At 74.1% G+C, this 17311-nt stretch carries 17 protein-coding genes; 10 read left to right on the top strand and 7 right to left on the bottom strand.

Features of this window, described 5'->3' with window-relative positions; genetic code table 11:
* Positions 1-545: 545 nt before the first annotated feature.
* Genes ACFVTF_RS12700 through ACFVTF_RS12680 form a run of 5 tightly spaced genes read right to left on the bottom strand, consistent with a single transcriptional unit; the run spans position 546 to position 4718 of the window.
* On the bottom strand, positions 546-1196 hold the full coding sequence (locus ACFVTF_RS12700; RefSeq protein WP_387812804.1) for a VWA domain-containing protein: 651 nt from the start codon (positions 1194-1196) through the stop codon (positions 546-548).
* Positions 1197-1212: 16 nt separating this feature from the next.
* Positions 1213-2355 (bottom strand): hypothetical protein, encoded by a 1143-nt coding sequence (locus ACFVTF_RS12695; RefSeq protein WP_387812801.1) that lies wholly within the window; start codon positions 2353-2355, stop codon positions 1213-1215.
* The gene (locus ACFVTF_RS12690; protein WP_387812798.1) at positions 2352-3554 is read right to left on the bottom strand and encodes a protein phosphatase 2C domain-containing protein; all 1203 of its coding nucleotides are present in this window, start codon (positions 3552-3554) and stop codon (positions 2352-2354) included. Before ACFVTF_RS12690 ends, ACFVTF_RS12695 begins: the two co-directional genes overlap by 4 nt.
* The gene (locus ACFVTF_RS12685; RefSeq protein ID WP_387812796.1) at positions 3551-3967 is read right to left on the bottom strand and encodes a hypothetical protein; all 417 of its coding nucleotides are present in this window, start codon (positions 3965-3967) and stop codon (positions 3551-3553) included. The genes ACFVTF_RS12690 and ACFVTF_RS12685 overlap by 4 nt, the downstream gene beginning before the upstream one ends.
* Before the next feature lie 7 nt (positions 3968-3974).
* Positions 3975-4718, bottom strand: a complete 744-nt coding sequence (locus tag ACFVTF_RS12680; RefSeq protein WP_387812794.1) for a hypothetical protein — start codon at positions 4716-4718, stop codon at positions 3975-3977.
* A 173-nt stretch (positions 4719-4891) separates the two neighbouring features.
* Here ACFVTF_RS12680 and ACFVTF_RS12675 point away from each other — a divergent pair, with 173 nt between their 5' ends.
* The 3 genes from ACFVTF_RS12675 to ACFVTF_RS12665 all read left to right on the top strand — a co-directional run bounded on the left by ACFVTF_RS12675 (position 4892) and on the right by ACFVTF_RS12665 (position 8547).
* Positions 4892-5626 carry a Crp/Fnr family transcriptional regulator gene (locus tag ACFVTF_RS12675; protein WP_387812792.1) on the top strand — a complete coding sequence of 245 codons (735 nt, stop codon included), beginning with the start codon at positions 4892-4894 and terminating at the stop codon, positions 5624-5626.
* A gap of 81 nt (positions 5627-5707) precedes the next feature.
* Complete coding sequence (locus tag ACFVTF_RS12670) at positions 5708-8281, top strand: hypothetical protein (RefSeq protein ID WP_387812789.1); 2574 nt, start codon at positions 5708-5710, stop codon at positions 8279-8281.
* Between the two features lie 32 nt (positions 8282-8313).
* Positions 8314-8547, top strand: a complete 234-nt coding sequence (locus ACFVTF_RS12665) for a hypothetical protein (protein ID WP_387812786.1) — start codon at positions 8314-8316, stop codon at positions 8545-8547.
* A gap of 8 nt (positions 8548-8555) precedes the next feature.
* Here ACFVTF_RS12665 and ACFVTF_RS12660 read toward each other — a convergent pair whose 3' ends face one another.
* Positions 8556-9350, bottom strand: coding sequence for an FHA domain-containing protein (locus tag ACFVTF_RS12660; RefSeq protein ID WP_387812783.1), 795 nt, complete (start codon positions 9348-9350; stop codon positions 8556-8558).
* Positions 9351-9491: 141 nt separating this feature from the next.
* Between ACFVTF_RS12660 and ACFVTF_RS12655 the strand changes: the two genes are divergently transcribed.
* The 7 genes from ACFVTF_RS12655 (at position 9492) to ACFVTF_RS12625 (ending at position 16773) form a co-directional block, all read left to right on the top strand.
* Positions 9492-11213 carry a protein kinase gene (locus ACFVTF_RS12655; RefSeq protein WP_387812781.1) on the top strand — a complete coding sequence of 574 codons (1722 nt, stop codon included), beginning with the start codon at positions 9492-9494 and terminating at the stop codon, positions 11211-11213.
* 205 nt (positions 11214-11418) lie between these two features.
* Positions 11419-11607 (top strand): DUF1508 domain-containing protein, encoded by a 189-nt coding sequence (locus ACFVTF_RS12650; RefSeq protein WP_063350276.1) that lies wholly within the window; start codon positions 11419-11421, stop codon positions 11605-11607.
* A 108-nt stretch (positions 11608-11715) separates the two neighbouring features.
* Positions 11716-12933, top strand: coding sequence for a glycosyltransferase family 4 protein (locus ACFVTF_RS12645; protein ID WP_387812778.1), 1218 nt, complete (start codon positions 11716-11718; stop codon positions 12931-12933).
* Positions 12930-14141 (top strand): glycosyltransferase, encoded by a 1212-nt coding sequence (locus ACFVTF_RS12640; RefSeq protein WP_387812776.1) that lies wholly within the window; start codon positions 12930-12932, stop codon positions 14139-14141. The genes ACFVTF_RS12645 and ACFVTF_RS12640 overlap by 4 nt, the downstream gene beginning before the upstream one ends.
* Positions 14116-14997, top strand: a complete 882-nt coding sequence (locus ACFVTF_RS12635; RefSeq protein WP_387812773.1) for an SGNH/GDSL hydrolase family protein — start codon at positions 14116-14118, stop codon at positions 14995-14997. Before ACFVTF_RS12640 ends, ACFVTF_RS12635 begins: the two co-directional genes overlap by 26 nt.
* Before the next feature lie 108 nt (positions 14998-15105).
* A complete protein-coding gene (locus ACFVTF_RS12630) occupies positions 15106-16233 on the top strand; it encodes an NUDIX domain-containing protein (protein WP_387812770.1) in 1128 nt (375 codons plus the stop codon).
* Positions 16234-16356: 123 nt separating this feature from the next.
* On the top strand, positions 16357-16773 hold the full coding sequence (locus ACFVTF_RS12625; RefSeq protein ID WP_371521434.1) for a DUF6188 family protein: 417 nt from the start codon (positions 16357-16359) through the stop codon (positions 16771-16773).
* 72 nt (positions 16774-16845) lie between these two features.
* Here the strand turns inward: ACFVTF_RS12625 and ACFVTF_RS12620 are convergent, their stop codons facing one another.
* Positions 16846-17220 (bottom strand): hypothetical protein, encoded by a 375-nt coding sequence (locus tag ACFVTF_RS12620; protein ID WP_350879111.1) that lies wholly within the window; start codon positions 17218-17220, stop codon positions 16846-16848.
* Positions 17221-17311 lie beyond the last annotated feature (91 nt).

Below are 17311 nucleotides of genomic sequence, written 5' to 3'. Positions count from 1 at the left end.
GCCCCGGAGCCGCCTTCCGGGCGACTCCGGGGCCCCACGAGAACCCGGAGCGACTGCGTTCGGGTGACGGCGCCACCGTCAGCGGCACCCTCACCCCCCGCTCCCCCGCCGGTATCGCGGCTACGGAGCAGTACTCCGCTCCGCAGGAGCCCTCGTCACAGGAGTCCTCGTCACGGGAGTCTTCGTCCGGGATGCCCCTTTCCCCGAAGGCTGCTCCGAAGGAGACGCCGGTGTGGTGGGGGTGGTCGTCGGCTCGGGCAGCTGGGTGGCTGAGGCCGAGAGCGGGCAACTCGGCGACGGCACCGCAGCGGGCGAGGAGGCCTCAGGGGCCGGGGCCTGGGCCGGGGTCTGGGCCGGGGCCGGTTGTACCGGCACCGGCGTCGCCGGGTACGAGCCGCCTCCGCCCTCGTTCGTCGAGGAGCCGCCGAAATGGCCCGCCACCTCGACCACGCCGCCGCAGGCGAGCAGCACCGCGGCCAGCACGGACAGCCCGGCGGAGGCCCGCAGCGCCCGGGGCGCCGTGGTACGCGGGTCGGTGTCCACGCTCAGTCCACGTATTCCTGGGCGACCTGCACGTACTCGAAGCCTTTGACGTCGGTGGCGATGTGCATCTGACCGGTCTGGGAGGAGGCGATCAGGGTGTTGAGCAGACCGGTGATCGCTCCGCTCAGCGCCGACTCGGTGTCCGAACCGTCGGCGATGAACAGCGCCTTGGTCGCCACCTCCTTCAGCACGTCGCGCCTGGCGGCGCCGAAGCCGTAGGCGATCACGTGCGGATGGCGCGGCCAGTTCCGGTCCACCAACGCGCGGAAGGCGTCCTGCCACCTCGCGTCGGTCGGAGCGCCGTCGGTCAGGAAGAAGACCGCCGGCCGCAGCACGCTGTACTGCTGCGCCCGCAGGCTGCTCACGTCCTGTTCGATGCTCTGCCGCAACTGGTCGAAGGCCTTGCCGTACTCGGTGCCTCCGCCGCAGATCACTTCGGGCATGCTCGGGACCTGCTCCATGTCCGACATCGGGATGACCACGTGCACGTCGGTGGAGAAGGCGACCACGCTGACCCTGGCGAACTCCGAGACGCGCGGATTCGTCGCCAGGTTGTAGTGCAGACGCGAGAGGGTCGCGTTGAGCACCGCCTCGTGCGGCTTCATCGACGAGGAGGCGTCGATCACCACGTAGGTGGGCAGGCAGAGTGACATGGTGTGCACCTCTGAGCTAGTGGGTGGAGGCGATGAGGACGGCCAGGATCACGACGAGGGCGAGCACCCAGATCCACTTGGTGGACGAGCCGGACGCGGCCTTCTTCTTCTCCTCGGCCGTGCTGATGCTGGTGACGGTGACACCGGGGGGCTCCGGGACCGTGCGCGGCGCGGGCTGCGGAAGCACCACCGTCGGCTGCGTCGGGGGCAGTTGGGGCAGCGGCTTGCGTGTCGGACGCGGCACGGCCCTGAGGTAGGGCCCGTTGTTCAGCGCCTGGTTCAACTGGGCGGCCGCGGGCCGTCGCTCCCGGTCGGTCGCGAGCAGCATGTCCAGCAGGACCTCGGAGGCAGCGGGCTGGTTCAGCCAGTGGGACGCGGCGACGCCGTGGAAGGTGCTCGCGTCGCGCCGGCCGGTCAGGCACTTGGCGACGAGCAGGGCGAGCCGGTAGCGGTCGGTGTACTGGTCCGCGTCGGAGCCCGGCGGCGTGAGCGGGTCGGCCCAGTTCGGCTGGTGGATGTCGGGCATCTTCTTCGGCTGGCAGCCGTCGACGTCGATCAGGTAGACGGAACGCCCCTCCGGGCTCCAGAAGGCGTTGGAGAACGACCAGTCCGAGTAGACCAGGCCCAGGCCCTCCAGGATCGCGGCGAGCTCCGTCAGTCGGCGGCAGGCAGCCAGTCGGCCCTCGAAGCCGGGGCAGGGCAGGCCGATGCCCCGGATCGACTCGTCGGACTTCGCCAGCCAGTCGATCTCCAGGAACCGGCGCTCGCTGATCTTGCCGCGCCGCAGCTCGGAACGGTACTGCTCGGGCGCCATCGGGATCACGCACCCGACGGCCGGGTTGCCGGGCTCGCGGATCCGGGCCGCGGGCCAGCACGTCCCGGCGTACAGGGTCGCCCGCTCCGCCTCCGGCAGCGTGTCCGGGGCCGAGATCAGCAGGTCGATCCGGTGGCCGTCCTCCTGGTGCGGGCCGGGCCGGTAGAGCTTGGCCAGCCAGCCCGGATGGCCCGTCAGCGGCCGTACGGCGACGGCCTGGCCGTTGTGTTCGGAGATCGGCTCGGCGAGCGGTCCGAGATCGCCGAGGCCCACGGTCCTCGGCAACGCCCAGCCCCGCGGGTCCACCACCGGGGCGCCGCCGGCGACGGGATCGGAGTCGGTCATGTCCCGCTGCCGTTCCACACCACGACGGCGGTGCGGTCGTCGAGGCACTGCGGTGCGTCGAAGCCGACGTCGGCGGTGAACCGGGTGGCCGGGACCGGCGAGCGCCAGGCGTTCGCGAAGTACTCGTTGACGTTGCCCGCCCGGTCCGCCCACGCGTCGCCGATCCCGTCCGTGACCAGGGCGAGGGCGGCGCCGGCCGGCAGGGTGACGTAACCGTCCACGGCCAGGTGCGGCGTGTCCGGCAGTCGGCCGGCGACCTCGTTCGAGACCACCACGGCCGCGCGGTCCTTGGCTTCGCCGGCGGCGAACTGCCACAGCGGGACGCGCGGGTCGAGTGTCCAGGCCGAACTGTCACCGAGCCACCCGACCCATGCCCGCGCCACGCCGTTCGCGTCCGGCTCGGCGATCACCGCGGTGATCAGCACGGTCGCCAGGTGCGAGGTGCCGACGCCGCGTCCGGCCGCGTGCGCGGCGATCGATTCCGCGACCCGCCCGTACAGGGCCTTGACGTCGAGCCGGTCGAAGCCGACCGCCTCGATCTGCTCGCGCAGCAGGGTGACCGCCTGGCTGGAGGCCGCGGTGGCCCCGATGTCGGACCAGGCCGCGCTGGACAGGCCGTCGGCCACGGCCACGATCGCGTACCGGCTGTCCGGGCTCCGCCCGATCCGGTAGGAGTCCTGTCGTGGCTCGGCGGGCCGGCCGCAGCGGTGGCCGGGCCCGACGACGGAGGCGGCACGGATGGTGAGGGCACCGACCGTGGCCTCGTCGGCGGCGATGCCGTTCTGCACCGTGCGCTCCGGCAGCAGCCAGGGGTAGCCCTGTGCCCGCGCGCCTTCACCGAAGCGGGGCACGCTCAGGTCGGTCGGCCGCTCGCGCAGGAACGGCCGGGGCCTGCCGGGCTGGGCCGCCGACACCGCCGGTGCCGCGACGAAGCGGCAGACCGGCGCCGTCGCGTCGGGCCGGGGCCCCCGGTCGGGCCGGTCCCGCTGTCGGGCGGGCGCCGCGGCGGCCTCGGACCCCAGCGCGGCCGCCGCGCCGACGACACCCACCGCCGCGAGGGCGAACGCGTCCACCAGCCAGCCGTAGTACCGGTGCGGCATGCCGACCTCGGCGCAGGCCCCGATGACGACGGCTGCGAGCAGCCCCGCCCGCACCCAGCCGTCCGTCAGGCCGACCTGCCGGCCGTCACCCCCGCTCACGGCCGCTCCTCACGGTCGCGGGACCTCGGCCCGGAGGCGAAGTGCTGGTCACCGTGCTGCACCGCGAACACCTCACCGGAGCCGGTGGCGGAGTTGACCTGGACCACGACGTCCGGCCGTTGCCCGGTCCGCAGCGTCGCCAGAGCTGTCACGTCCTGGGCCAGAGCCGGGTCCCGGTCGAGCAACCGGAACAGGGCCTCGGTCCAGAAGTCCACGGCCGCGGCGTCGACCGCTCCCCTCGTGGCGGTCGACCCCCGCTCCAGCGCGGCGGACAGTTCCCTGCGGCGGCTGCCGTGGGCCCGGGCGATGACGCCGCTCATCAGTCGCCTCGCCTCGTTCCACAGATCGGTGCCCATCGCGGACACCAGCGCGGTGGCTCCGCTCGCGGCCAGCTCGGCGAGTTCCTGGTTCATCGGCGCTTCAGCCCCGTTCGTTGTAGTGGACGTACTGGCCACCGTGGCCGACGGCGAAGACCGTGCCGTTCCCCGTGGCTCGGACGAGTTGCCCGACGGACGGCGGCTCGGCTTCCGCGGGCCGCTCGCGGGAGCCGGACTCCGGGCCGGGACCGCCGTGCGGCCCGACCGGGCTGCCCGGGTACCAGAGCCAGGCCCGTGCGGCGTACTCCTTGACCCGGACCTCGGCCACGGTGAAGGCACCGGCTTCGAGCCCCTCGTAGCCGTGACCGACCGTCTCCTCGTAGTAGTGCTGCGACAGCACCGCGGCCACCGGGGTGCCGTCCGGACCGTCCAGGGCCGCCTGCCGCAGCGGGGGCGAGTCGAGCAGCCGGGCGAGCGCCTCGAACGGGGTGCCGGAGACGGTGCCGTCCGGATCGAGCCGGACCTCCCCCGCGTGCGCGGCGACCCGTACCCGCAGCCGGGCGTCCGGGCCGGCGTGCCGGTTGTGCTCGCGGATCCGCGAGCCCAGCTCCGGCAGCAGCGGGACCAGCAGTCCCGCCTTGGGCAACCCGAGCGGGGCGACGAGCCGGCAGCCGTCGCCGGTGTCCGCGTACGCGAAGTCCCGCCGGTCCAGCTCCGCGACGCCGAGGGCGCCGAACAGCGCGGACCGCAGCACACCGCGGATCTCCTGCAGCCGCTGCTGACCGCGGCCCGCGGAACCCGCGATGTCGCACGCCAGCAGAGCTCGGTACTCGTACCTCGGATTCACATTCCCTCCGCGATCACGACGAGGGCCGGCAGTTCGAAGATCGATCTGCCGTCGGCACCGAACTCCCGGTGCCGACACGATGGTTAACCAGAACGTAGAGGAGGGGTCCTCGGGTAAACCGGCTACTAATACGGCTTGTCCGGCTTCGGCCGGACGAGGAGGAGGAGTGACCGATGAGCAACACACGGATGCGCGGGGCCGGGGCCTACTGGCCGACGACCGGACTGCTCGGCCGAGTCGGCGAGGCCGACCGCCGAGTCCTGCTGGGGCTCGGCCACGGCGTGGCCTACCCGGCCGGTCAGATCACCATCCGCGAGGCCGACACCTCGGACTTCTCGCTGCTCCTGATCGGCGGCACGGTGAAGGTCACCGCGCACGCACAGGACAGCCGGGACGCGCTGCTGGCCGTGCGGATGGCCGGCGACCTCGTCGGCGAGTTCGCCGGGATCGACGGTCAGCCGCGCATCGGCACCGTGACCGCCTGCGGCCGGGTACTGGCCCGCTACATCCTGCCCGCCGAACTGCTGGCGTGCACGAAGCAGCACCCCGCCATCGGGCTCGCACTCAACGCGAGCGTGGTGGCCAAGCTGCGCACGGCGACCAGCCGGATCGTCGACTTCACCGGCTGCGACGTGCTCGGGCGGCTGGCCAGGATCCTGCACCACCTCGCCGTCACCTACGGGCGCCCCGGCCGCAACGAAGCCCATCTCCCGCTGTCGCAGCCGGAGATGGCCACGCTGGTCGGCGCCGCGGAGTCGTCGATCCACAAGGCCCTGCGGGCCCTGCGGGAGTCGGGCGCGGTCGTCACGGGCTACCGCAGGATCACGATCCTCGACCTGGACCACCTCGCCCGGATCGCCGCCGCCACCGAACCGGCCGAAGCGCGGGCGATCTCACCAAACAGCTAAAAGCGCCGGGTTCCGACGACGGGCCGGCGCCAGCATGACCGAGTGCCGGAACCCGAGCGTCGGAGAGGACCGGAGAGACAGATGCCAGAGAACAACGGTGCTCCGGACGGTTCCACGCGGATCCGGGCGGGCGACGTGTCCGGAACGATGATCGTCGGCAACCGGAACACCGTCACCAACCTGAACATCACCACCGGACACGGTTCGGCCATCACCGTGAACGCGGGGCCTCCGCCGAACCCGGTCAAGCGTCAGCCGATCTCCCACCTGCCGCGTTCCGCCGCCGATCCGCTGATCGGCCGGGAGCGGGAGCTCCAGGCACTGCAACAGGCCATCGGGGCACGCCAGTTGGTACAGATCTGGGGCGCCTCCGGGGTCGGCAAGAGCGCGCTGCTGCGCCACCTCGCCCGCACCCTGCCGCGCGGGCCCGAGGGCGCGGCCTACATCGAAGCCGGCGGACGGACGGCCGACGACCTCGCGCAGGCGATCTTCGACATCAGCTTCGACGCACCGAACTACAAACCGTCGCTGGAGGTGCTGAAGGAGCACCTGAAGACCCTGCGGCTGCGGATCTACCTGGACGACGCGGGACTCGACGAGAAGGACCTGCACCGGCTCTTCGACCTGGCCGAGCACTCCACGTTCGTCTTCACCTCGCAGCGCCGGTCGTCGGTCACCGGCGTCCACCCGATCCGACTCGACGGACTGACGGCCCCGGCAGGGGTGGTGCTGGTGCAGACGGTCCTGGCCCGCGCGCTGCGGCCCGACGAAGCGCGGACCGTGACGGCACTGTGCGACGCCGTGCACGGCAACCCGCTCCGCCTGCGGCGCATCGCCCTGTCGGCCGCGACCGGCAAGGGCCTGCCGGGCATCGCCGATCTGCCCGCGCTCCTTCCCGCGCTGCTCAACAGGCTCCGGCCGGAGGAGCGCGACCTGCTGTACCTGCTCGGCTCGCTGTCGGGCGCCGAGTTGGCCGCCCGGCAGCTCGACGCCCTGCTCGGCCGCACGGACAGCAACGCACTCGCCGGCGGACTGGTGCGGCACGGCCTGCTGGTCGCCTCGGAAACCGGCTACGGGTGTCCGCCGGACGTCGCCGAGTGCGTGCTCAAGAGCCGGATGACGCAGTACCCCGCCGCGCCGCTCTGCCGGGCGCTCACCGCCTGGGTCGAGTCACGGCAGACCACCCCGGACGAGGTCGCGGCCCACTTCCAGGCCCTGGACGTCGCGGTGCTGGGAGCGGAGCGGAGCGGACAGGCGCAGCTCGGCGTGGCGCTGGCCCGGGCCGCCTCGCCGAAACTGGCGCTCTCCCGGCAGTTCGACGCGTGGGGCAGCCTCCTCGGAACCGGCTGGTCCGCCGCGAAGAGCGCGGGAGACCGCGCGGGCGAGGACTTCTTCCTGGGGGAGGCGCGCACCCGCCGCAAGGCGCTCGGCCGGGCGGCACTGACGACGGCCCTGGTGCTGGAGGCAGGGGTGCTCTGGCAGGAACTCGCCGCCCTGCAAGCGCACTCGGTGGCCCACCAGGCCGCCACGACGGCGATCACCGCCGTGCCGCCGATCGACCCGGCCACCACGGCACACGCCATCGGCCAGTCCCCGCTGATCACGCACCCGGTGGTCAGCCCCCCGACGGTCACCCACCCGGTCGTCCAGCCCGTCGTCCAACCGCCAACGGTCACCCACCCTGTCGTCCAACCACCGGCCGTCACCCACCCCGTCGTCCAACCACCGGCCGTCACCCACCCCGTCCCCGCCTCCGGCGCCCCGGCGCCCGTGCACCCGCCGGGTACACCGCACGTGATCGACCTGTCCCAGTCCGCCCCGCAGCCCCCGGCCGGGGGCCATGTGGCCGGCGCACACTCCCCCTCGCAGGCGGCGCCGCACCGAATCGACCTCTCGGGAACGCACCACTCCGCCGCCCAGCACACGCACACCGTGAGCGCCACCACCACGTCCAGCACGGGCCACGCGGTCACCACCGCCGGCGCAGCGGCCGCCAAGGGCGGAGCAGCCCTCGCCGTCGCCTGCGTGGTCGGCGCCTCAGCCGTACTCGGCGTGGGCGCCATGGTCTACACCCAGAACCAGTCGAACCTGGCCAAGCCGGCCCAGCCCACCTACTCGCCGGCCCCGCCTCCGAGGGTCTACACCCCCGCCCCGCCGGTCTACACTCCCGCCCCGCCGGCCCCGTCTCCGAAGGTCTACACCCCCAAGCCGCCGGTCCCTGCCCCCGTCGTCACGCCGGACCCCGTCGATCCCGTGTGCGCAACGGTGGTAACGGAATTGGGAAAAGAGACCCAGCAGCACAATGCCGACCTGACCGCCGTTCACAGCGCCTTCGACTCGTACAACAACGCCGTAGCCGCCTACAACTCACGACGGACCTCCGCCGTTCCCGACGGCAGCACGGTGAAATCCCGTATCGACATCATCCTCAAAGACCTGCGCGCCAGCGAGTCCACGTTGCGGGGAGCCCTATCGCAAGCGCGGGACGGATCCGTGGTATCCGACCTCAAGGGCCTTCTGACCGCCAGCCAGCAGGAGGAGAACCAGTTCCGCGCGGCTCGGAACGACCTCACCACCGGCTACAACACGGCCGGCCAGGCTTCGGCATTCAACTCGGCCTGGCAGAGTCTGGTGATCCACTGCACCGCCTGGTAATCCGCCCCAAGACCGACCAGGAAAGGCCGACCATGTCTACGGAATCCACCCCCGGCACCATCCACGCCGGAGACGTCTCCGGCACCTTCATCGTGGGCGACAACAACCACGTGACGAACACGAAGCATCACCCCGAGCAGCCGCAGCCCCAACCGCGCCAGCAGAACTCGGCCGAGGACCAGGCGGCCGTCTTCGCCGTGGAACACGGCACCATGCACGTCACCTACAACCACAACGCCGAAGCCGCGCCCGAGCCGGAGGCCTGAGCAAGGCGTCAGCCCCGATCGGCCAGCAATTCCAGGTCCTGGGCGTTCAGCGTCGCCGTCTTCAGCAGTTCCCTGACCAGGTTGACGCTGAGCGTCGAGCCGACCGGCTCGCCGACCTCGTCGCGCGTCAGTCCGCGCACGCCCCGCCGGCGCAGCCGTTCACGCACGTCCTCGACCGTGTTGGCGACCGACTTGTGGGTCCAGAGCTTGGTCGCGTGGGGCGAGGCGTTGACCAGCCGGGCGGTCTCCTCCCAGGCCGACGGGAGCGGGAAGGCGTCCTGGCCCTCCAGGTAGCGCCGGGCGAGCGCGGTGAGCACCAGCCGCTCCTGGAGGGAGAGCAGGTAGACCGTCTCGGGGGCCGCGGTATCGGCGTTGCTCGTGGAACGGGGGTGCAGGTCGTCCCCGTCCACGACGCGGACCTCCACCAGGTGGGACCGCCGCTTGGACGAGTTGATCACCAGCGGGGTGTACCCGGGCCCGATGATCCGCTTGTGGCTGGTGAGCATCAGCACGCCGTCGGGCAGTTCGATCGGCAGACTGCCGGTGTTGACCAGCCACCAGTCGCCGTCCGTGCCGGCGCAGGTGAAGACGCCGTGCCGACGGCTGACGGTCGGGTCGTCGACACCGACCGGTACGTGCACGTCCTCGCGGTCCCGGCCGAACAGCAAGGTGTACCGGCGCGGCGGCACGGCGTACCCGCCCTCCGGTCCGAGCACGAAGATCGTCCCGGGTGGCGCCGGGGGCACCCTGCCGGAAGGACTGCCCGGCGGCAGCATCTGGGGTGGGAAGTTCTCGTACGCCATCTCGCTTACCTCCGCCTCGGCTCGCGCCAGTGTACGAGCGCACCTGGAGGACCATTCCTCCTGCGGGCATGCGGCGTGTCCAGCCCGCGGAACCGACAACTCCGCTTGCCCGGACTGGACTTGCTCGATAGCCTGCCCGCCGTGAGCGAGATCAGCCGGCGAGCTGCCGCGATCGACGGCATGGTCGCCGAACCACTCGGCCCGGGCGATCCGCAGGAGATCGGCAGCTTCAGCATCATCGGCCTGCTCGGCACCGGCGGCATGGGCGAGGTCTACCTCGGTGTCTCGGACAGGGGCTACGCCGCTGTCAAACTCGTCCGGCCGCGGCTGGTCCCCGGCGAGCGCTTCGAACGCGAGGTCGGCATCCTCTACCGTGTGCCGCTCGGAGTCGGGCCGCGGGTGCTGGCGAGCGACGCCACTCCGGAACGCCCGTGGTTCGCCGCCGAGTACGTCCCCGGGCTCACGGTGGACGAGGCGGTCCGGCTGCACGGCCCGCTTCCCGCCGAGGCGCTGTGGCTGCTGCTGGCCGAGACAGCCGCTCAGCTGCGGGCCGTACACGCGTCCGAGATCGCGCACCGCGACATCAAGCCCGCCAACGTCATGCTGGTGCGCGACGGCGTGAAGCTGATCGACTTCGGCATCGCGCGCGCCGCGGACCAGGCGAGGCTCACCAGGAGCGGCGGCAGCTACGGAACGCAGGGCTTCTCGGCACCGGAACAGCAGACCGGGGACGAGGACGTGGCAACGCCTGCGGACGTCTACTCGCTCGCAGCGCTCCTGCTCTACGCCGCCTCGGGTCGCACGCCCGGCGCCGTCCCCGACGTGGGGCCGCTGCGCGCCGTGGACGCCGACCTCGCCGCCCTCCTCGGGCCCTGTCTCGCCGCCGACCCCGGAGCACGCCCCACCGCCGACGAGATCGTCCTGGCGACGCGCACGCACCGGCTCGGCCCTCCCCCGTCCTGGCCGCCCGAGGTCATGTCACGCATCGACGCTCGACGTGCCTTCGCCGAAACGCCGGTCGGCAAGCTGGAGACCGTCCCGCCACCGGATACGAGCACGGACCCGAAGCCTGACATCGGGCCCGCACCCCTGGCATCACCTCGCCGCCCGCGCAAGCACCTGCTCCTGCTGCCGATCGCCGCGGTGACCGCCCTCGGCGCGGTCGCGGTGTTCGCCCTCAGCCCGTCCACCTCCCCGCAGCACCACGACGCGCAGGAGTCCAACGGCGTGCAGGTCGCCGTCGAGCCCTTGGCCGGGACGACGCCCGGGCCCTCCGCGAGCCCGAGCGCCTCGATCTCCGCCACCGCCACCGCCACCGCCGAACCCTCTCCCCCGCCTTCGACCGCCCCGGCCGGCACCACGCGGGCACCCTCCCCGAGCCTGCGACCCTCAACCTTCGCTGCCGCCAAACCCGCTCCCCAGCCCCCGACCACCCCGCCTGGCGAAACGGCCACCCCACCGGGCACGGCCACCGCCGAACCCCCAGCGGCCGCCCCCAGCCCCACCTCGTCATCGATCCGCGGCATCAACGGCAGCGACGACCCGGCACAGGTCAAGGGCTCCGAGGCGGACACCAGTTGGCTCGGCCCCGACGCCGCCTGTTCCGCCTGGCTGGACGACAACGGCTCCGGCTCGCTCGCGGGCGTGCTCAACACCTCCCTGGCCCAGACCTGCGTCGCCGAGCTCGCCCGCAGCGACGGCATCACGTACACCTTCCGCGCCTCTGTGGGCGCCGCGAAGACGAGCTTCGTCCCAGACATCGGCTACACGATGTGGATCTGCGTCTGGAACGCGAACAACCGATCCGGCGAGCAGTGCTCCGCCCGCTTCGGCATGAACGGCACCACCCCGGTCCGCCGGTGAAACGAGGCCGCCGCCAGGAGCATTCCCGGGCCACCACGCCCAGCCGCCCGCAGGCCCACCCGCTCGCCCGCGAGCACCACCTGACCCGAACGGGCCAGGTGGGCGGGGCCGGATGACTCGGATGCCCCGGCCGGCGGGCGGGGCAACCGGGCTGGCCCTACGGTGCGGTGCGAGGGGGTCACCTGAACGGAAGGCTGTTACTGGCATGGCCGGGAAATTCGAGCTGTACAAGGACGAGAGCGGGATGCACCGCTTCCGGCTCAAGGCGAGCAACGGGACGGTCATCGTCACCGGGGACCCGCACGAGAGCAAGGACGAGTGCCTCAGGAGCATCGAGTCGCTCCGCAAGCTCGCGCCGTACGCGGAGCTCAAGGAGGCGGCCGGGTCGCACTGAGGCGGCGCGGTGCGGGCGCGGGTCGGCGATGCAAATCGCCGACCCGCGTTCGCTTCTATGACAGATCCCTTTGGCCGGGTGCACGCCGGGCGCGGAAAGAACACTGGCATGCGCGTCGTCATCGTCACCGAATCCTTTCCGCCCGAGGTCAACGGAGTCGCCCACAGCGTGCTGCGGACGGCCGAGCATCTGGTCCGCCGGGGCCACCAGCCACTCGTCGTCACCCCCGCGCCCGCGCGGGGCGCCGCATGCCCGCCGCACACCTTCGGGGGCTCCGAAGCGGTGGAGCTGCCGGTGGTGCGCATTCCCTCGGTGCCGCTGCCCGGGTACCCGCAGGTGCGGATCGCGCTGCCGAGCCGGCAGCTGGCGGCCGCCGTCGCCGGGCACCGGCCGGACATCGTGCACCTGGCCAGCCCGTTCGTGCTCGGCGCGCGCGGGGTGCAGGTCGCGACCCGCCTCGGTGTCCCCGCCGTGGCCGTCTACCAGACCGACCTCGCCGGGTACGCGCACGCCTACCGGGCCGGGCGGGGCCTCGGGGAGGCGGCCGCCTGGCGGCGGATCCGGGCCGTGCACCGGGCCGCGGCCCGGACGCTGGCGCCGTCCACCCCCGCAGCCCAGGACCTCACCGCGCACGGGGTGCCCCGGGTGCAGCTGTGGCCGCGCGGGGTGGACTCGGTGCGGTTCCACCCCCGGCACCGGGACGAGGCGCTGCACCGGGCGCTCGCCCCGGGCGGGGAGGTGCTGGTCGGGTACGTCGGGCGGCTGGCGCCCGAGAAGCGGGTCGACCTGCTGGCCGCCGCGTCGGCCCTGCCCGGGGTGCGGGTGGTGGTGATCGGGGACGGGCCGTGCGGGCCCGGGCTGCGGGCCTCGATGCCCGGCGCGGTGTTCCTCGGCCGCCGGACCGGCGAGGAACTGGCCCGCTGTTTCGCGACCCTGGACGTGTTCGTGCACACCGGCCCGCTGGAGACCTTCTGCCAGACCATCCAGGAGGCGATGGCGAGCGGCGTGCCGGTGATCGGCCCGGCCGCCGGCGGCCCGCTGGACCTGGTCGCGCACCACCGGACGGGCCTGCTGGTGCCGCCCCGGGACGGCGCCGCGGTGGCCCGGGCGGTGGCGGAACTGGCCGCCGACCCCGGGCGGCGGGCCGCGTACGGGCGCGCCGGACGGGCCGAGGTGACCGCTCGGACCTGGGAGGCGGTCGGCGACCTGCTGCTGCGGCACTACGCGGAGGTCCTCGCCGAGCACCACGGCGCACCGGTGGCTCCCCCTGCCGCTCCCCCGGCGGCCGTCGAGCCGGTCGCCGTCGTGGAGGAGCTGCCGGCATGACGGACACCGCCGACCGCGAGCCGCTGACCATCGTGCGGCTCGCGAACTTCGTCACCCCGGTCTCCGGGGGCCTGCGCACCGCGCTGCGCCACCTCGGTGCCGGCTACCTGGCCGCCGGGCACCGGCCGGTGCTGATCGTGCCCGGGGAGCGGCGCAGCGAGGAGGAGGGCGAGCAGGGCCTGGTGGTCACCCTGCCCGGGCCGGTGCTGCCGGCCAGCGGCGGCTACCGGGTGCTCACCGACCGGCGGGCGGTGGCCGCCGAACTGACCCGGCTGAAGCCCGACCGGCTGGAGGTGTCCGACCGCACCACGCTGCGCTGGACCGGCAGTTGGGCCCGGCGGCACGGCGTCCGCTCGGTGATGGTGTCGCACGAGAGCGCCGTCGGGGTGCTGCGCACCTGGGGGCTGCCCCGCCCGCTCGCCGACGCGGCCGCCGACCGGCTCAACGCGGCGACGGCCCGTACGTACGACGCGGTGCTCTGCACCACCGACTGGGCGGCGGCGGAGTTCCGGCGGATCGGCGTGCCCAACCTGGCCCGGGCCCCGCTCGGCGTGGACCTGGACGCGATGCGCCCGCTGCCGCCGGCCGCGCGGGCCCGGGAGCGGGCGCGGTACTGCGGGCCGGACGACGTGCTGCTGGTGCTCTGCTCCCGGCTCTCGGCCGAGAAGCGGCCCGAGCGGGCGGTCGAGGCGCTGGCCGCACTGCGGGCCCGGGGGCTGCCGGCCGTCCTGGTGGTGGCCGGGACCGGACCGCTGCGGGACCGGCTGGCGGCCCGGGCGGAGCGGCTGCGGCTGCCGGTGCGCTTCCTCGGGCACCTGGGCCGACGGGAGGAAGTGGCCCGGCTGCTGGGCTGCGCGGACGTGGTGCTCGCGCCCGGGCCGGTGGAGACCTTCGGGCTCGCCGCGCTGGAGGCGCTGGCCTGCGGGACGCCGGTGGCGGTCAGCCGCTCCTCCGCGCTGCCCGGGCTGATCGGCCTGGCCGGGGTGGCCGCCGCCGACACCGGCGCCGGATTCGCCGCGGCGGTACGGGAGTTGCTGGCGCGCCCGGAGCAGGCGCGGCGGGCCGGCGCCCGGGCCCGGGCCGAGCGGTACGGCTGGCCGGCCGCGGTGGCCGCGTTCCTCGCGGCCCACGGCGTGCGGAGCCCCGACGTGCGGAACCCCGGTGCGGTGGAGGAGGGTTGGGATGAGCGTGCTCGGCACCGGGCGTGACCGGTCCGCGGACGACCGGCCGGCCACCGGCGGGCCGCTGCGGTTCGTCGCGCTCGGGGACTCGCTGACCGAAGGGGTCGGGGACCCGGTCGGCGAAGGTTGGCGCGGCTGGGCTGCCGTCCTGGCCCGCTCGCTGGCACCCGAGGGCGGCGTCGAATTCACCAACCTGGCGTGCAGCGGCGCCCTGACCGCCGACCTGACGAACCGTCAACTCCCCGCCGCGCTGGCGCTGCGGCCGCGGTTCGCGGCCGTGGTGGTCGGCGGCAACGACACCCTGCGGGCGGGCTTCGACATCCGGCGCACCACCCTGGAACTGGACGCCACCCTGGGTGAACTCTCCAGCCACGGCGCCGTCCTGCTGACCGCCTGCCTGCCCGATCCGGGCACCCTGCTCCGCCTGCCCGCGCCGCTGGCCCGACCGCTGGCGCGGCGGATGCAGGCCGTCAACACCGTCGTGCACGCCCTCACCGCCCGGCACCGGGCGGTGCACCTGCACATCGCCGAGCTGCCGTGGTGCGCGCAACGGCGGCTGCTCAGCGTCGACCGGCTGCACCCCAGCGCCGAGGGCCACCACCTGATCGCCCGCGGGTTCCACCAGCTGCTCGCCGCCGCCGGCCACCCCCTCGGCCCGCCGCCCGTCGACACCCCCGCCGAGCCCCCGCCCGGCCGGGCCGCCGACCTGTGGTGGATGGCCACCCAGGGCACCCGCTGGGTCGCCGCCCGCAGCACCGACCTGCTGCCCGGGCTGCTCGCCCTGGCGGCGGCCGAAGGCCTCGCCCGGCTGCGCGGGTCCAGCGGACGGCACGACGAGCAGATGGCCCGCGCGGCGGCGCAGGCCCTCGCGTCACTGGGGTGAGGCGGCGAGGGCCCGGCTAGGGCGGCTCGTGGGGGGAACCATGAAAGAGGTCCGCCGAGTCGTCGGGGGGACACGGCCTTCGAACCGGGCCTGACGGAGGGAGCAGCGGTGGACGCGTCATCCGGGAGCGGGCGGGAGTTGCTGGCGGCGGCGGGGGTGCTGTTCCCGGACGAGCGGGGGCGGGTGCTGGTGGTGCGGTTGCCGTACGACCGGAAGCATCCGGTGGCGATCCCGGGCGGCGGGTGGGAGCCGCAGGACCGCTCGCCGCGGGAGACCGCGCTGCGCGAGGTGGTGGAGGAACTCGGGTTCACGCCCCGGCTGGGGCCGCTGGCCTGCGTCGACTGGACGCTCGACCACTTCCGGCCGCCGATCGCCGCGTACCTGTACTGGGCGCAGCCGCTCACCGCCGAACAGGCCGCGGCGATCCGGCCGGACGCGGCGGAGGTCGGCGGCTGGGTGTGGCTGACCCCGGAACAGGCGGGCCACGCGCTGCCGCCCCTGCTGTCCCGCCGGGTCACGGCCTGCCTGCGGGCGCCGCGGTCGGCCGGTCCGCTGGAGCTGGAGGACAGCAGGCCCGTGGGGCACACCCTCGACCACCTGCCGGCGGACGAACCGCCGCCCGCGTACACCGGGCTGGCCGGGGTGCCCGCCCTGGGCCCCGCCCCCGGCGGGCCGGCGGCGGGGCCCGGGTACGAGCCGCCGATGGACCGGGCCACCTACATCGCCACCCGCCCGCGGATCCGGGCCAAGGCGCGGGCCCTGTTCACCGACGACGACGGGCGGGTCCTGCTGGTCCGGCTGCGGCCGTGGGACGGGCCGCGCGGCCGGGTGCCGCGCTGGACCCTGCCGGGTGGCGGGATCGAGGCGGACCGGGAACTGCCCCGGGCGGCCGTCCGGCGCGAGATCCGCGAGGAACTCGGCTGGGAGGTCGAACCGGGGCGGCTGCTGGCGCTGGACTGGCAGCCCGGGACAGCCGCCGACCCGGAGGCCGACCCGGCGACCGGGCGGGACACCGCCGTGCTGGTGTCCGTGTTCGACGGGGGCACGGTGACGGAGCGGATGCTCGGTTCGATCGCGCTGCCGGAGGAGGAGCTGGTGGAGTGGCGGCTCTGCGGCCCCGCCGAGGCACGGGCGCTGCTGACCGGCCCGTCCTGGGCCCGGACGGCCGCCGCGCTGGCCGCGCGGGAGCGGGCGGGCGGGCCGGCCGAGCTGGTGCGCGGACGCGCCGCCGGGTAGCGGCGGGCGGGCCGGGCGGGCGGACGGGTCGAGCGGGTTCAGGAAGGCGAGTCAGGCGGGCCGGTCGGGCGGGGCTGTTGGGCAGGGCGGACAGGGCCGGGTCGGGTGGGTCACACTGGGGCCATGCAGAACGGGATCACGCAGCACGGGATCACGGAGGCGCTGGCCGGCCGGCGAGTGGCGTCGGTCAGCGGCGGCGACCGGCTGGACCTCACCCTCGACGGGCCGGTGACCGTCCGGGTGGCGCACGAGTTCCGCCTCGCCGCGCCCTCCTTCACCGCCCCGGCGGAGGTCGAGCACTACTTTCCGGCGCTGACCATCCGCCCGACCGGCACCCTGCTCGCGCTCGTCGGCCGGACCGTCGACACCGCCGAGATCACCCTCGCCGGCGGCCTGGAGCTGGCCTTCGCGGAGGGCGGCGCGCTGTCCGTCCCGCCGCACGCGCAGCTCGCGCCGTGGAGCGTGGAGACCGCGGAGGGGGCGGTGTGCGCGGGGCTGCCGGGCGGCGAGGTCCGGTGGACGGCGCCCGGCGCGGCCTGAGCCGACGCCGGGCCGACGCGTCGTCCGGTCGGACTCTCCGGCCCGTCCGGCCTGTCCGAGCCGACCGACCTGTCAGACCTCCAGTTCGGCCTCGATCCTGGTGAGCTGGTGGCGGGCCATCGCCAGGTTGGCCCGCGCCTTGTCCAGCGCCAGGTAGAGGAAGAGGCCCTTGCCGGTGCGGCCGGCGAGCGGCCGGATCAGGTGGTACTGGCTGCTGAGGGTGATCAGGATGTCCTCGATCCCGTCCTGTAGGCCGAGCATGTCCATGGTGCGCATCTTGGCGCGGACCACGTCCGTGTTCCCCGCCGCGGCCACGTTGAGGTCCAGCCCGCCGGGGCCGTCGAGGGTGGCGAGCGCCATGCCGCTGTTGTAGTCCACGAGTGCCGCGCCGATGGCGCCCTCGATGCTGGTCATGGCCTGCTTGAGCGCGCCGGCTGCGTCGGTCATCTGGGTAACTCCCTTTCGGTGGTTGGGTGCTGGAGTGGTGGGGTGCTGAGGTGCTGGGGTCGTAGCTGCGGTCGGGCCGGGAGCTTGACCG

The organism is Kitasatospora sp. NPDC057940 (assembly GCF_042887425.1).
In the GTDB taxonomy this organism is placed as follows: domain Bacteria; phylum Actinomycetota; class Actinomycetes; order Streptomycetales; family Streptomycetaceae; genus Kitasatospora.
The sequence above is the reverse complement of the archived record's forward strand: the minus strand, read 5'-3'. Positions and strand labels throughout refer to the sequence as shown.

Coding starts and splice junctions, on each gene's coding strand:
- ACFVTF_RS12650 (WP_063350276.1), top strand. CDS start 11,419: ATGGCCGGGAAATTCGAGCTGTACAAGGACGAGAGCGGGATGCACCGC.
- ACFVTF_RS12685 (WP_387812796.1), bottom strand. CDS start 3,967: ATGAACCAGGAACTCGCCGAGCTGGCCGCGAGCGGAGCCACCGCGCTG.
- ACFVTF_RS12625 (WP_371521434.1), top strand. CDS start 16,357: ATGCAGAACGGGATCACGCAGCACGGGATCACGGAGGCGCTGGCCGGC.
- ACFVTF_RS12670 (WP_387812789.1), top strand. CDS start 5,708: ATGCCAGAGAACAACGGTGCTCCGGACGGTTCCACGCGGATCCGGGCG.
- ACFVTF_RS12665 (WP_387812786.1), top strand. CDS start 8,314: ATGTCTACGGAATCCACCCCCGGCACCATCCACGCCGGAGACGTCTCC.
- ACFVTF_RS12660 (WP_387812783.1), bottom strand. CDS start 9,350: ATGGCGTACGAGAACTTCCCACCCCAGATGCTGCCGCCGGGCAGTCCT.
- ACFVTF_RS12645 (WP_387812778.1), top strand. CDS start 11,716: ATGCGCGTCGTCATCGTCACCGAATCCTTTCCGCCCGAGGTCAACGGA.
- ACFVTF_RS12635 (WP_387812773.1), top strand. CDS start 14,116: ATGAGCGTGCTCGGCACCGGGCGTGACCGGTCCGCGGACGACCGGCCG.
- ACFVTF_RS12675 (WP_387812792.1), top strand. CDS start 4,892: ATGAGCAACACACGGATGCGCGGGGCCGGGGCCTACTGGCCGACGACC.
- ACFVTF_RS12700 (WP_387812804.1), bottom strand. CDS start 1,196: ATGTCACTCTGCCTGCCCACCTACGTGGTGATCGACGCCTCCTCGTCG.
- ACFVTF_RS12640 (WP_387812776.1), top strand. CDS start 12,930: ATGACGGACACCGCCGACCGCGAGCCGCTGACCATCGTGCGGCTCGCG.
- ACFVTF_RS12695 (WP_387812801.1), bottom strand. CDS start 2,355: ATGACCGACTCCGATCCCGTCGCCGGCGGCGCCCCGGTGGTGGACCCG.
- ACFVTF_RS12620 (WP_350879111.1), bottom strand. CDS start 17,220: ATGACCGACGCAGCCGGCGCGCTCAAGCAGGCCATGACCAGCATCGAG.